Here is a 14,155-nt window from a genome sequence, read left to right on the forward strand (position 1 = left end):
AGTGTTGCGGATGAATTCGCTTTCCGGAACCAAGGCCTTGGTCGTCGGGGTCGCTAACGAGCAGTCGATCGCATGGGGCTGTGCGCGCGCACTGCGTGACGCAGGGGCAGAGCTTGCCATCACCTATCTCGACGCGCGGGCCGAACCTTTCGTGCGTCCGCTGGCCGCGCGCCTCGGGGCCCGGATCGTGGCGCCGCTCGACGTGCGCGACAACGGGCAGATGGACGCGCTGTTCGCCGAGATCGCGGCGCGGTGGGGGCGGCTCGACACGTTGGTGCATTCCATCGCGTTCGCCCCGCGCGACGACCTGCATGGCCGTGTGATCGACTGCTCGGCCGACGGCTTCGCACTGGCGATGGACATTTCCGTCCATTCCTTCCTGCGCATGATCCGCCGTGCCGAACCCCTCATGCCGGACGGCGGCACCTGCATGACGGTTTCGTTCCAAGGCTCCAGCCGGGTCGTGCACAATTACAACCTGATGGGCCCGGTCAAGGCCGCGTTGGAAAGCACCGTGCGCTATGCCGCCGCCGAGTTGGGCGAAAAGGGGATTTCGGTCCACGCGCTGTCGCCTGGGCCGCTGCAGACCCGCGCGGCCAGTGGGATCGCCGAGTTCGACGCCATGCTGAATGCCGCCGCGGCGCGCGCCCCGACCCACCAGCTTGCTTCGATCGAAGATGTCGGCGCTTTTGCCGCTTTCCTCGCCAGCCGCAATGCCGCCAACGTAACCGGCGGGGTGCATACCATTGACGGCGGCTATAGCATTGTCGCGTGACCTCGACAGCGAAAGTGACCGATGACTGCCCGCCATGCTTCCCGCAGCGCGGTGTGGACAGCCGCACCAATGGCGTCGGCGGCGCTGGACATGCCTCATGGTATCCATCAGGGTCCGGCCGAGCCGCCGCTGACATCGCACCCGTCCGGGCAGCGGCGGGTTGGCATCACGTCACCAAAGCGGGCAGCGCCATGACCTATCACAACCGGACCTATGACACGCTGCAGATCGGCGATACCGCTGCACTCACTCGTGTCTGCACGGAAGACGATTTCTATGTCTTCGCCAACAATTCCGGCAATCACAACCCTCTGCACCTTGCGACAGAGGATGGCGACGGCGACAACGTACCCGAAGCCGTCGCGCCCGCGATGTTCATCGGTGCGCTGATCTCGGCGGTGCTCGGGAATATCCTGCCTGGGGCGGGCACGCTCTACAAGGCGCAATCACTGGACTTCGTGGAACGCGCCTATGCTGGCGACGAACTGGTGGCCCGCGTCACTGTCACAGAGAAGCGCGCGGAGCGAGATGTGGTGTTGGACACCACGGTCACGCGCCCGCGCGACGGCGCCGTCATCGTGCGCGGCACGGCCGTCGTTCAGGCGCCGGCAAAGCCGATGACCTTCGACGAACTCGACCTGCCCGGCCTTATCGTTCAGAGGCACCGCCATTTCGAGCAGCTGATCGCGCGCGCCGCGCCGATGGACCCGATGCCCACTGCCGTTGTCTGCCCGGAAGAGGAACATTCCCTCGGCGGAGCGCTGCTGGCGCGCGATCGCACTATCATCGCACCGATCCTTGTCGGCAACGCGGCGTTGATCGCCGCCGCCGCCGCGTCGCTGGGCGCGTCTCTGGACGGGGTGGAAGTGATCGACGTTCCCGATCATGCCGCCGCCGCGCATGTGGCAGTGGACCTCGTGGCGGACGGACGGGCGCACGCGCTGATGAAGGGGCATCTGCACACCGACGAACTGCTGCGCGCCGCCCTGCGCAAGGACCGTGGCCTGCGCGCAGGCCGCCGTTTCACCCATGTGTTCGTGATGGACATTCCCGGTGTGCCGCATCCGGTACTGGTGACCGACGCTGCAATCAACATCGAACCCGACCTGCGCACCAAGATGGATATCGTGCAGAACGCAATCGACCTTGCAATCTCCATCGGGATCGAACTGCCCAAGGCGGGCATCCTGTCGGCTGTGGAAACGGTGAACCCGGACTTGCGATCCTCGCTCGATGGCGCGCTGCTTTCGAAGATGGCCGAGCGTGGGCAGATCCGGGGCGGACTTGTGGACGGGCCGCTGGCGATGGACAACGCCATCAATCTTGCGGCTGCAAGGACCAAGGGCATCCGGTCCGACGTCGCAGGTCGGGCAGAGATTCTCGTGGCGCCGAACCTTGACGCGGCCAATATGATCGCCAAGCAGATGACATACATCGGCCATGCCGAAGGTGCCGGAGTTGTGCTGGGGGCGAAGGTGCCGATCATCCTGACCAGCCGCGCCGACGACGATATGGCGCGCCTTGCCTCCTGCGCGGTGGCGGCACTGCACGCCGCCCGCACGGTTGGCTGAGCGCAGGGCGCGCGCTAGATGTCCCGCATCCTTACGCTCAACGCCGGGTCGTCGTCGCTGAAATTCGGCCTGTTCGACGCTTCAGTGCCGGAGCCGCCGCTGGTCGCTTCCGGACATGTGGACAGCATCGGCAGCCCCAACGCTGGGATCACGGTGAAGGCAGCCGACGGCGCGCCGCTGGCCGCCGAGGGGCCGGGTCCGGTCAAAGATCACGCAGACGCGCTCGACCGGGTGCTGAGCCTCGTGGCGCGGCTGTTTCCCGGCGCCGCTGTGGATGCCGTCGGACACCGCGTCGTGCACGGCGGGCCGGACCATGACGCTCCGGTCGCGCTGACCCCGGCCATCGCCGAGGATCTCGACCGGTTCTCGCCCTTCGCGCCGCTGCACCAGCCCCACAACCTCGCCGGAGTCCGCGCGGCGATGGCGCGCTTTCCCGGCGCGGTGCAAGTCGCCTGCTTCGACACCGCGTTCCATCGCCGCCACCCTTGGGAGAACGACACCTTCGCCCTGCCGCGGGCCTATTACGACAAGGGCGTGCGCCGCTACGGGTTTCACGGGCTGAGCTACGAGTTCATCGCGGGCCACCTTCGCGAGGCCGCGCCGCTGCTGCATTCCGGGCGCGTCGTGGTGGCGCATCTCGGCAACGGCGCGTCGATGTGCGCGCTGCTGGACGGCCGTTCTGTCGGGTCCACCATGGGTTTCTCGGCGCTTGACGGCTTGCCGATGGGCACGCGCTGCGGGCAACTCGACCCCGGTGTGCTGCTTTACCTGATGGACCAGGAGGGCATGAGCGCAGCCGAAATCACCGACCTTCTCTATCGCAAATCCGGGCTTCTGGGGCTGTCGGGCCTGTCCAACGATATGCGCAGGCTGGAGGCCGCTGACACGCCCGAGGCGCGGCAGGCGATCAGCTATTTCACCTTCCGCATCCGGCGCGAACTGGGTGCGCTTGCGGCGGTGCTGGGCGGGCTCGATGCGGTGGTGTTCACCGGGGGCATCGGCGAGAATTCGCGGCTTGTGCGCGCCCGCGTCTGCGACGGTATGCATTGGATCGGGCTCGACCTCGACCCGGACGCCAACGCCGCCAACGCGCCGGAGATCTCGGCCAAGTTGAGCCGCGTACGCGTGCTTGTCGTGCCGACCGACGAGGAACGGGTGATCGCGCGCGCCGCGGCTCGTCACCTCGAAGGCCGGCCCTATCCGACGCAGCGCAGCCTCAGGTGAAACCGACCCGGCGGCGCAGATCCGCCGCGCCCGGATCGGATAGCAGCCTGATCAGCGTGCTTGCGGCCTCGGGCTGTTCGGCGTCTTGCGCCACGGCGGCGGTATATACGGTGGACAGCGCGAATGCCTCAGGCAGATCGCCGGCATAGACGACGCCGGGAGTGTTCAGGATCTCGGTGACCTGCGTGCACCCGATCGCGCCATCCTGCGCATCGGCGACCATTGTCGCCATCGCGGTCTGCCCGTTCGGGAAGGTGCGCAGCCGGTCCGCCATTTCGGCCTCCAGCCCCAGTCGCGCGATCACGCCCGCGACATGGATCCCCGCTGTGGCGCGCTGCGTGTCCGGCACGTAGAGTGACGAGGCCCCGGCCAGCGCGGCGCGCAGCCCGTACGCTGTGGACACGTCCGGCACCTCGCTTCCCTCGCGCACGCCGACCCCGGTGACCACGTTTCCCAGATCGGTCACGCTGTCCGGCCGCACCATACCGGCATGCGCGAGATCGTCGATGATCTTGCGGGTCAGGATTACCAGGTCCACCGGCTCGCCGCCCGTGATCCGGTCGCGCATGGCACCGACGGCACCGTAGTCACCGGAAATGTCATGGCCGGTGGCGGTGGTGAAATCGGCGGTGCAGGCATTGACCAGCCCGTTGGCCGCACCGCCGCTGAGGATCTTCAGTGTCATCGTGGTTGCCTTCCTTGCAGTCGTGCCCGATCAGGTGCAGGTATTTGTCAGCGTGCCGATCCCCGAGATCGTGATCGCGACGGTGTCGCCAGGCGCAAGGAAGCACGGCGGGTCCATTCCGATACCTACACCGGCCGGCGTGCCGGTGGCGATGATGTCGCCAGGTTCCAGCGTGATACCCGCCGACAGGGTCGCGATCAGCGTGGGGATGTCGAAGATCAGGTCACGGGTGTTCGCGTCCTGCCGCAATGCGCCGTTGACGTGACACTGGACGGTCAGGTCTTCAGGATCAAGCGCGTCGGCGGTGACCGCCACCGGGCCCATCGGCGCGAAGCTGTCCAGCGACTTGCCGAGGAACCACTGCTTGTGGTTGCGCTGCAGGTCGCGCGCGGTGACGTCGTTCAGGATCGTGTAGCCCCAGATGTGATTGTAGGCGCGGTCCTTCGGAATCGCGCGTCCGCCGGTGCCGATGATGACGGCAAGTTCCGCTTCGTAATCGACTTTGGATGTAACATCGGGATGCAGGTCGATCGCGGTGCCCGGCCCGACCACCGTTGACGGCAGTTTGGAAAACAGCGCTGGGTAGTCGTCCACGTCCTTGCCCGCGACCGCGCCGGCTTCGAACCCGCTGCGGGCAAACTCGCGCGCGTGCTCCGAATAGTTCTTGCCAACGCACATGATGTTGCGGCGCGGACGCAGCGGCGCGAGAAGCTGCACTGCGCCTGCAGGGACCGTTTCCAGCCCGTCAAGGTCGGGCAGCGCATCCGCCGTGATGACCTGGTGCAGGTCCGTGATCGCGGCAGGCAGCAGGGTCAGCGACTGGTCGTCGGCGGACACGACGGCGATCCGCGTGTCGGATCCATGCCGGACGGCGGCGAATTTCATCAGGGCACCTCTTGGCTTGACGTAGACTTTGCACAGCAGTGCCCACGGTCAACCAAATTGTCAACCAATTACTATTTTTCTTGACACCAAACGAACCAATATCATACCGATTCAGCATGAGCACATCCGTCATTCCAGACCAGTCGGTACGCGCCTACATCGTCGGCGCGATCGAGGCCGGCCAGTACCCGGGCGGTGCGCGCCTGCCGACGGAGCGTGCGCTGAGCGAAAAGTTGTCCGTCAGCCGCAGCGCGGTGCGCACGGCGCTGGCCCATCTGGAAGGAGAGGGCTTGATTGTCCGGGTCGGGGGTAGCGGGACGTATGTGGCGGAAAACGCCGCTCCTCGCGCCGAAGTTGCGGACCTGACCAGCCCAGCCCAGATCATGGAGGCACGGCTGGCGATCGAGCCACCCTTCGCGCGGCTGGTGGCCGAGCATGGCACGCAGGCCAGCTTCCTCGCGATGCAGCGCTGCGTTGACGCAGGCGGGGCTGCGGACAGTTTCGAAGGGTTCGAACACTGGGACGCAGAACTGCACGCCGAGATCGCCGCCGCAACTCGCAACCCGTTGATGGTCGAGGCGTATCGCCTGATCACTGCGGCGCGGAACGGGGCAGAATGGGGGGTCATGAAACGGCGCAGCCTGACGAACGAGGTGCGCGCGGCCTATCAGGCTGATCACGAACGCATTGTCGCTGCGCTTCGGATGCGCGACGCGGACCTGGCCGAAATGGAACTGAGACAACACCTGCTGACGATCCGCGGCAACCTGCTGGGATACTGACGCACCTGCGTACCGGACCACATCGGCCGCCTACGAAAAACGGATCATGCACGCCGCATGATATTGGGGGGAAATCATGACTGTAGCCGAACTCCGGCCGACCGGCACGGCGTCAGCCGACCTGCCTGTTATCGCCGCGCGCGGCGTGACCAAGACCTTTGGAGACGGCCGTGTTGTCGCGCTGGAAGGCGCGGATTTCGACGTGCGGCCCGGCGAATTCATTTCACTGGTTGGCCCGTCTGGCTGCGGCAAATCCACGTTGCTGCGGATCGTGGCCGGGCTTCTGGGCAGCAGCGCGGGCAGCCTGTCGGTTCACGGTGAAAAGGTGACCGGGCCGCGCCACGACGTGGCGATGATGTTCCAGAAACCGACGTTGCTGGCCTGGCGCACCGCGATCGAGAACGTGCTGCTGCCAACCGAGATCGCCGGGCGTGTCACCGACAAGGACCGCCGCCGCGCGATGGACCTGCTGGAACTGACCGGCCTGAAGGATTTCGCGTTCTCATTTCCAAGCCAATTGTCGGGCGGGATGCAGCAGCGCGTCGCCTTGGCGCGGCTTCTTCAGACCGGCGCCGACATCCTGCTGCTGGACGAGCCTTTCGGCGCATTGGACGAGTTCACCCGTGAGCATCTGAACGTCGAATTGATGCGCATCGTTGGTGAGGTGGGCGCAACCACGCTGTTCGTGACACACAATATCGGCGAAGCGATCTTCCTGGCCGACCGCGTGTTCGTGATGACGCCCCGGCCCGGACGGTTGGCAAAGATCGTCGATGTGCCCTTTGCGCGTCCCCGCAGCCCCGAGTTGCAGCTGACGCCCGATTTCAACCAATTGGTCGCCGAGGTTCGCACAACGCTGGGGGCGGTGGCATGAGTGAGGCCGACGAACGCGCACTGCGCGGCGCCGTCGGGCCGACCTCGCGCCGCATCATGTTCAATCATCTCGCGATCCTGATGTCGCTGCTGACCGCGTGGGAGGTCGGTGTGCGGACCGGCACGCTCGACGCGCTGTTCTTTCCGCTTCCGACCGACATCCTCGCGGGGTTCTGGCGGCTCTATGTCGTGCAGGGTAACGTGTGGAGCCATCTTGGTCTGACGATGATGGAAGTGAGCATCGGCTTTCTTGCCGGCTCCGCGCTCGGGATCGGGCTTGCCGTAGTGGTCGGACTGGTCGAACCGCTTCGGCGCTACATGAAGCCCTATGTCATCATCACCGAGGCGACGCCCCGCATCGCCATCGGTCCCGTCATCATCGCGGCCTTCGGGTTCGGCTGGACCTCCAAGGTGGCCATAGTGATGCTGGTGTGCTTCTTCGCGCCGTTCGTCAATACGCTCAACGGCATGGTCAATGTCGATGATGACGAATTGGACATGATGCGTTCGATGCGCGCCAGCAAACTGCAGATCTTCCGCAAGCTGATGATCCCGGATGCCATGCCCGAGATCATGGGCGGGCTGCGGCTGGCGATGGCCTCTGCTCTGGGCGGGGCGCTGGTGGCCGAATTCATCGCGGCCAATGCCGGGATGGGCGTGCTCATCAACCAGTATACCGGCGTGCTGAACATGGCCTCGGCCTTCGTCTGCGTGCTGACCCTCACGGCGATCGGGTTCTTCATCCTGCGCTTCATGGAGGCCGTCGACCGCTGGCTTGTGTTCTGGGGCGACCGTGCCAGGACCGAGGCCGTCTCGCGCCGCCGCGCCTCCGCTTGGGCGCGCCGCGAAGAGGGGCGGACATGACCGGCCCGGTGTCTATCCTGCGCCACCTTGCCGTGTTCGTCGGTGTCATCACCACCTGGGAGGTGCTGGCGCTGCTGGGCTGGATCGATACGATACTGCTGCCGCGCCCGGTCGAGATCGGCGAGGGGATCGTCAAGCTCTATTTCGAGGACCGGACGATCTATCGCCATTTCGCCATCACGTTCTACGAAGCCTTCGCCGGGTTTCTGATCGGCGGCGGGCTCGGGCTGGCGCTGGCGGTCGGGTCAGCGCTGAACGACAGCTTCCGGCGCTACGTGTCGCCCTATGCTATCGTGCTGAACGTGACGCCGGGGCTGGCGCTGACGCCCATCGTGATCGCGTGGTTCGGCTTTGGCTACAGTTCCAAGATCGCGCTTGGTGCGATCGTGTGCTTCTTCCCGGTCTTCGTGAACACGTTGATCGCACTGACCCGCACCGACAGCGACACGCTGGAGATGTTCCGCTCGCTCGGTGCGTCGCGCTGGCAGACCTTCGTCAAGTTGCAGGTACCCGACAGCCTGCCGATGGTGTTCGCCGGTTTCAAGATATCGATCACCACGGCGCTCGTCGGCGCGGTGGTGGCTGAATTCTCGCAGGGCACGGCCGGCATCGGCGTACTGATGCAGCGTCTGTCCTTTGCGCTCGACATGGGCAGTGCCATAGCCGCGCTGCTCAGCATGTCACTGCTGGGACTGCTGCTTTATTACCTGATCGAAATCCTCGACGACCGGATCGTGTTCTGGCGACGGGGCCCGCGCATGGAGGCCGTTGGTCGAAGACGGCAGGCCGCTTGGACAGCTGCGCCAAGAACAAAAAAACTTACGACTTCGACACTGAAACCCAAAGGAGGAGGATAGAATGAACACGCTTGTCAAAGCCGGGCTTCTGGCCACGGCAGCCAGTCTTGCGCTGCCCGCAACGGCACAGGACCTGACGACCATCAACGCGATCATGCCCAAGCAGCGGTCGGCCAACTACTTCCCGCTGATCGTTGGCGAAGCGCTTGGCTATTTCGCTGAAGAAGGCGTGGAGGTGAACCTGCTGCCGTCCGAAACGCCGATTCCGTTCGTGAACTTCCTGCGCAACGGTCAAGCGGACATCGCGATGATGGACCCGGCCGAAGTGCTTCAGGCGGTCGCCGCGGGCATCGACATCAATGTCGTGTACGAGGTGATGCAGACGGCGCCCGACGGCATCGCGATTTCCGCTGAAAGCGCGATCACGGACGTGGCCGACCTGCGCGGTGAAACCGTGGGTCTCGTGTCGGACCGCGACCTCGTTACGCTGAAGATCGCTCTCGATGCCCGCGGCATGACCGAGAACGACGTGACCAGCGTCGTGGTGGGCGAAGCGGGCCCGACGTTGGCCGCGGCCTTCCGCGACCAGACCGTCGCGGCCATCGCCGGATCGGGTCCGGACTGGCTGGCGATCCGTGCCAACGGAATCGCGATCGACCTGATCACCCCGGCTGAAGTGTCGGACAAGCCGGGCAACGTCTTCGTCAGCATGTCGGATACGCTGGAGGACAAGGGCGAGCTGATCGAAGGCTACCTCCGCGCCTGGTCCAAGGGGATGTACGTGGCGACCTTCGCCCCCGATGTCGTGGCCGAGATCGCGCGGACGACCGTGCCCGAGGAATGGGAAGACCCGACCTTCGGCCAGCAGTATCTCGAGAACGCGATGCGCCTGAACGTGTCGGTGACCGAACTGGCGGGCGATCTTCAGACCGCGACATGGGCGTCGATACAGCCTGGAATGATGAAGTTCGACCTGATCGAGGAACAGGTTGATCCGTCCGAGTTCCTTCAGCCCGCGATGATCGCCCCGGCCAACGACTGGTCGCGCGAGGAAGTCGAGGCCGAGGTCGCTGCCTGGCGCGACGCCAACATGTGATCGGCGGTGGCGGCGCGGCTGCGCGCCGCTACAAGCCCCGTGCCGTGGTTGCAAGCCCGGCGCGGCACAGCCCAAGGTCTGCCGACAGGGCAGGGGACGGTAATGGGCGTATTGGACAGCTACGAGGCGCGTGTCGCGGCGGGTACATTGCATTCCGACGAGCGGCAACGCGCGGTCGCTGCAACGCTTGACGACTTGCGGGTGCGCCTGCTTGCAGACCCGCCACGCCGCCTCGGACTGTTCCAGCGCATGCGGAATGGCACACCGGCGGGGCTGTACATTTGGGGCAGCGTCGGCAGCGGCAAGTCGATGCTGGTCGATCTGTTCGTCACGGCGCTGGACGGCGTGCCCGCCCGTCGGCTGCACTTTCACGACTTCATGCAGCAGGTCCACCGCGCACTGCACAGCGCACGGCAGAATCGCACGGGCGATCCGCTGGCGCTGGCGGCCGCGCAGGTCTGCGGTGGGCTCCGGGTTCTTGTCCTTGACGAGATGGAGGTGCGCGATATCGCTGATGCCGCGATTCTAGACCGGCTGTTCCGTGCGGTGTTCGACGCGGGCACCGTTCTTGTCACCACATCGAACGCGGCGCCGGGTGATCTCTATCGCGACGGGCTGAAGCGCGAACTGTTCACGCCGTTCATCGAACTGATCGGGCAACAGTGCGGTGTCGTCAAACTGGCCGGGCCGCGCGACTACCGTACCGGGCGCGGCGCGAAGGACAGCCGCCTGATCTACCCGCTGGGGGCGGCCGCACGCGACTTCACATCGGGTTGGTGGGACCGTTTGGCGCAGGGCGCGCCGCGCGCCGAAACGGTTCGGGTGCAGGGCCGCCCGTTGACGCTGACGACCGACGGGGCCGACCTGGTCCGGGCGGCTTTCCACGATCTTTGCGACCGGCCACTCGGCCCCGCCGACTACCTTCACCTCGCGCAGCGCACACAGTGGCTGGTGTTGGAGGACATCCCGAAGCTCGGGGCCCGCCAGCACGACACAGCGCGCCGGTTTATCCTTCTGATCGACGCGCTTTACGAGGCGCGCACCGGGTTGGTCGCCAGCGCGGATGCGCCTCCCGACGCGCTGTGCGGCGACGACGAGAACGCCTTTGCCTTCGCGCGCGTGGTCAGTCGGCTCGCCGAAATGACGGCCCCCGGCTGGCCGTCCTGACCAGCCGGTCGCCGGAGGCTACCCGCATCAGCCGTCCGTGCGGCCCCTGCCGTGCCCTGCCATGCCACCAGACACTTCCTCGGTCGCTTCGTCGGCCAGGTCCTCCGGCAGTACGAGGTTCAGCACGATGGCGATCATAGCGGCGGGCAGCAGCCCGCTGGTCATCAGCACATGCACCGTTTCGGGCAGGTATTGAACCGCCTTCGGGTCAAGCTGGAGGCCCAGCCCGACCGACAGCGCGATGGCGAAGATGACCATGTTCCGCCGGTTCCAGTTCACGTCCGAGAGCATGGAGACGCCTGCCGCGACCACCATGCCGAACATCACGATCACGCCGCCGCCGAGCACCTCTATCGGGATGGTTCGGATCACCGCGCTGACCTTGGGCACCAGCCCGCACAGGATCAGAAAGAGCGCGCCGATGGTCACAACGTGGCGGCTCATGACGCCGGTCATGGCGATCAGGCCCACGTTCTGGCTGAACGAGGTGTTGGGAAAGCCGCCGAACACGCCGGCGACGGCCGTGCCGATTCCGTCCGCATAGGTGGCACCGGCGATCTCGCTTTCGGTGGCTTCGCGGCCCGCGCCGCCCTTGGTAATACCTGATACGTCCCCGACCGTTTCGACCGCCGAAACGAAGGCCATCAGGCAGAAACCCACGATGGCCGCAAGGCTGAACTCGATCCCGTAGCTGAACGGAACCGGGAACTGCAGCATCGCGGCGCGGCTCCAGCTCGTGGCGATCCCGTCCAGCGTGACCATGCCCATAGCCAGTGCGTAGACATATCCCACCGCGATACCGATCACGACCGCAGACACCGCGAGCATGCCGCGCGCGAAGAACTTCAGTGCCAGCGTGACGAAGATCACGACCAGCGCGGCGGACCAGTTCAGCAGCGATCCGTATTCTGGCGTGTTTATGGCTGGCACGCCGCCCGCCGCGTATTGGATGCCGACCTTGACCAGCGCGAGGCCGATCATCGTGACGACGAGCCCGGTCACCAGCGGCGGAAGCGCGAAGCGGATCCGCCCGATCACGAGCCCGAGTGCGGCATGGAACAGCCCGCCCACCAGCACGCCACCGAACAGCGCAGGCAGAGCATCCACTCCTTTGCCGGCGACAAGGGGAATCATGATCGGGATGAAGGCGAAGCTGGTGCCCTGTACGATCGGCAGGCGCGCGCCGACCGGACCCATTCCGACGGTCTGCAGCAGCGTGGCGACACCGGCAAACAGCATCGACATCTGGATAAGGTAGGTCATGTCCGGAAAGCCCTGCGCCCCGGCGTCGGAGCCGAAGCCGAAACCCGCCGCACCGGCGATGATGATCGCCGGGGTGACGTTCGACACGAACATCGCCAGCACATGCTGGATGCCAAGCGGGACCGCGCGGTGCAGCGCGGGCATGTAATCCGGATCGCGCAGCTGCGCCGCGGTGCCGATCGATGTGTCTGCCATGGTGTCTCCCTTCAAAGGTGATCCGCCCCCTGATATTGTTTGGATTATTTTGGGGTTCAGGTTTGTGTGATGGTGTAGGGGGGGTTGATGTCGTGTTCTTGCAGGTTCGCTCCGGGGCCGATGCGGTCGATGACGGCGAACAGGCCCGGGGGGTGCAGCGGGGTCAGCACGCCGTGCCAGGTGCCGCGGCGCAGGTTGATGCCCTGGCCGGGGGCCGTCACGAAGGCCAGCGGGCGGCCCGGCACCCCGCCGTCGTCGGGCGCGACCACCACAAGGAACGGCTCGGGCCCCATCGGCACGAAGGCCTGGCTGCCCTCCGGGTGCCGCTCCAGCAGGTCGAGTTCCAGCGGCAGCGTGCGCGGCACGGCCTGGAACAGGCTGATCCCCGCCCGCCCGTCGCCGAAATCCAGCCCCGCCCGGTCGTGGAACCGCCCGCACAGCCCGCGATTGATGATCCGGTCCGGCGCCCCCGCCGCCTCCAGCACCTCGCCGAAGGGCGCGAACCCGGCCTGCGTCAGCGGCTGTGCGGCGATCGTCCGGCTCATCGCGCCAGCAGGTCCCGCACCCGCAGCGCCGCGATCCGTTCCACCTGGCGGCAGGCCTCGGCGAACTCGGCCTCCGGCGCGTTGCCCAGCCGCCGCTCGAACGCGCGCAGGATCCCCGCCTTGTCGTGGTCGCGCACCGCGATGATGAACGGAAAGCCGAACCGGTCCGTGTAGGCCGCGTTCAGCCGCGTGAACGACGCCCGCTCCGTGTCGGTCAGCGCATCCAGCCCCGCCCCCGCCTGTTCCGCCGCGCTGTCCGCCGTCAGCCGCCGCGCCGCCGCCAGCTTGCCCGCGAGGTCGGGATGCGCGCGCAGCACCTCCAGCCGCTCCGCCTCCGATCCGCCGCGGAACGCCCGCACCAGCGCCGAGGACAGCCCCGTCGCCGTGTCATGCGCCGGGCCGAGTTCCAGCGCGAAGGCCCGCTCCGCCACCCAGGGCGAATGTTCGAACACGCCGCCGAAGGCCGCCACGAACCCGGCCCGGTCCATCCGCGACGGGCGCGTTCCGGCCGCCGCGGGCGGATGGGTCGCCGCCCAGTGATCCGCGATCTGCTCGCGCGTGGCGAACCACACCCCGTCATGGCCGCGCACGTGATCGAGGAACCGGCGCAGCGCAACCGCCCGCCCCGGACGCCCGGCAAGACGGCAGTGCAGCCCCACCGACATCATCTTCGGCGCGCCCGCCACCCCTTCGGCGTAAAGACAATCGAAACTGTCGCGCAGGTAGGTGAAGAACTGCTCGCCCGAATTGAAGCCCTGCGGCGTGGCGAAGCGCATGTCGTTCGCGTCCAGCGTGTAGGGCACGACCAGCTGCGCGCGCCCGCCCGCCTCGATCCAGTAGGGCAGATCGTCGGCGTAGCTGTCCGCGACATAGGCGAAGCCGCCCGTCTGCGCGGCCAGCTCCACCGTCTGCATCGAACAGCGCCCGGTGTACCAGCCGCGCGGGGCTGCGCCCGTGACCTCGGTGTGCAGGCGGATCGCCTCGGCCATGTCGGCGGCCTCCTGCGCCGGGTCCATGTCCTTGTACTCGATCCATTTCAGCCCGTGGCTGGCGATCTCCCAGCCCGCCGCCTGCATCGCCGCAACCTGTTCGGGGCCGCGCGCCAGCGCCGTGGCCACGCCGAACACCGTGACCGGAAGGTCCGCCATCATCCGGTGCAGCCGCCAGAACCCGGCCCGCGCGCCGTATTCGTAGATCGATTCCATGTTCCAGTGCCGCTGGCCCGGCCAGGCCGCCGCGCCCACGATCTCCGACAGAAACGCCTCCGACGCCGCGTCCCCGTGCAGAACGCAGTTCTCGCCCCCCTCCTCGTAGTTCAAAACGATCTGAACCGCGATCCGCGCACCCCCAGGCCAGCAAGGATCCGGAACCAAAGGCCCATGACCACAAAAATCACGAGGGTAACGAGACATAAAGAAAATCCTCCGGAAGAT

General features: G+C 66.5%; 14 protein-coding genes. 9 read left to right on the forward strand and 5 right to left on the reverse strand.

All coding sequences use genetic code 11. The features are described 5' to 3' along the window. Positions 1 to 10 precede the first annotated feature (10 nt). From fabI to DKT77_RS02190, 3 genes are all read left to right on the forward strand, one after another. A complete protein-coding gene (gene fabI, locus DKT77_RS02180; RefSeq protein ID WP_109810126.1) occupies positions 11 to 775 on the forward strand; it encodes an enoyl-ACP reductase FabI in 765 nt (254 codons plus the stop codon). 191 nt (positions 776 to 966) lie between these two features. Then, on the forward strand, positions 967 to 2,346 hold the full coding sequence (locus DKT77_RS02185; RefSeq protein WP_109810108.1) for a bifunctional enoyl-CoA hydratase/phosphate acetyltransferase: 1,380 nt from the start codon (positions 967 to 969) through the stop codon (positions 2,344 to 2,346). Positions 2,347 to 2,364: 18 nt separating this feature from the next. Next, on the forward strand, positions 2,365 to 3,570 hold the full coding sequence (locus DKT77_RS02190; RefSeq protein WP_109810109.1) for an acetate/propionate family kinase: 1,206 nt from the start codon (positions 2,365 to 2,367) through the stop codon (positions 3,568 to 3,570). Here DKT77_RS02190 and DKT77_RS02195 read toward each other — a convergent pair. Together DKT77_RS02195 and DKT77_RS02200 are read right to left on the reverse strand one after the other, a co-directional pair. Continuing rightward, on the reverse strand, positions 3,563 to 4,255 hold the full coding sequence (locus DKT77_RS02195) for a molybdate ABC transporter substrate-binding protein (protein WP_109810110.1): 693 nt from the start codon (positions 4,253 to 4,255) through the stop codon (positions 3,563 to 3,565). The two genes, DKT77_RS02190 and DKT77_RS02195, sit on opposite strands and share 8 nt — an antisense overlap. A 30-nt stretch (positions 4,256 to 4,285) precedes the next feature. Beyond that, positions 4,286 to 5,140, reverse strand: a complete 855-nt coding sequence (locus DKT77_RS02200) for a fumarylacetoacetate hydrolase family protein (protein WP_109810111.1) — start codon at positions 5,138 to 5,140, stop codon at positions 4,286 to 4,288. 116 nt (positions 5,141 to 5,256) lie between these two features. Here DKT77_RS02200 and DKT77_RS02205 point away from each other — a divergent pair, with 116 nt between their 5' ends. From DKT77_RS02205 to zapE, 6 genes are all read left to right on the forward strand, one after another. Then, complete coding sequence (locus DKT77_RS02205) at positions 5,257 to 5,922, forward strand: FadR/GntR family transcriptional regulator (RefSeq protein WP_109810112.1); 666 nt, start codon at positions 5,257 to 5,259, stop codon at positions 5,920 to 5,922. A gap of 76 nt (positions 5,923 to 5,998) precedes the next feature. Beyond that, positions 5,999 to 6,796 carry an ABC transporter ATP-binding protein gene (locus DKT77_RS02210; protein ID WP_109810113.1) on the forward strand — a complete coding sequence of 266 codons (798 nt, stop codon included), beginning with the start codon at positions 5,999 to 6,001 and terminating at the stop codon, positions 6,794 to 6,796. After that, positions 6,793 to 7,659, forward strand: a complete 867-nt coding sequence (locus DKT77_RS02215; protein ID WP_109810114.1) for an ABC transporter permease — start codon at positions 6,793 to 6,795, stop codon at positions 7,657 to 7,659. Before DKT77_RS02210 ends, DKT77_RS02215 begins: the two co-directional genes overlap by 4 nt. Next, the gene (locus DKT77_RS02220; protein WP_109810115.1) at positions 7,656 to 8,516 is read left to right on the forward strand and encodes an ABC transporter permease; all 861 of its coding nucleotides are present in this window, start codon (positions 7,656 to 7,658) and stop codon (positions 8,514 to 8,516) included. The genes DKT77_RS02215 and DKT77_RS02220 overlap by 4 nt, the downstream gene beginning before the upstream one ends. A gap of 1 nt (position 8,517) precedes the next feature. After that, positions 8,518 to 9,552 carry an ABC transporter substrate-binding protein gene (locus DKT77_RS02225; RefSeq protein ID WP_109810116.1) on the forward strand — a complete coding sequence of 345 codons (1,035 nt, stop codon included), beginning with the start codon at positions 8,518 to 8,520 and terminating at the stop codon, positions 9,550 to 9,552. A gap of 102 nt (positions 9,553 to 9,654) precedes the next feature. Then, entirely contained in the window at positions 9,655 to 10,719 is a 1,065-nt protein-coding gene (gene zapE / locus DKT77_RS02230; protein ID WP_109810117.1) for a cell division protein ZapE, read from the forward strand. 27 nt (positions 10,720 to 10,746) lie between these two features. Here zapE and DKT77_RS02235 read toward each other — a convergent pair whose 3' ends face one another. Genes DKT77_RS02235 through puuE form a run of 3 tightly spaced genes read right to left on the reverse strand, consistent with a single transcriptional unit; the run spans position 10,747 to position 14,134 of the window. After that, on the reverse strand, positions 10,747 to 12,177 hold the full coding sequence (locus DKT77_RS02235) for a nucleobase:cation symporter-2 family protein (RefSeq protein WP_109810118.1): 1,431 nt from the start codon (positions 12,175 to 12,177) through the stop codon (positions 10,747 to 10,749). Between the two features lie 56 nt (positions 12,178 to 12,233). Further along, positions 12,234 to 12,722, reverse strand: coding sequence for an ureidoglycolate lyase (locus DKT77_RS02240; RefSeq protein ID WP_109810119.1), 489 nt, complete (start codon positions 12,720 to 12,722; stop codon positions 12,234 to 12,236). After that, positions 12,719 to 14,134, reverse strand: coding sequence for an allantoinase PuuE (gene puuE, locus DKT77_RS02245; protein WP_109810120.1), 1,416 nt, complete (start codon positions 14,132 to 14,134; stop codon positions 12,719 to 12,721). Before puuE ends, DKT77_RS02240 begins: the two co-directional genes overlap by 4 nt. Positions 14,135 to 14,155: the final 21 nt, after the last annotated feature.

The sequence above is a fragment of the Meridianimarinicoccus roseus genome (assembly GCF_003172915.1).
GTDB lineage: Bacteria > Pseudomonadota > Alphaproteobacteria > Rhodobacterales > Rhodobacteraceae > Meridianimarinicoccus > Meridianimarinicoccus roseus.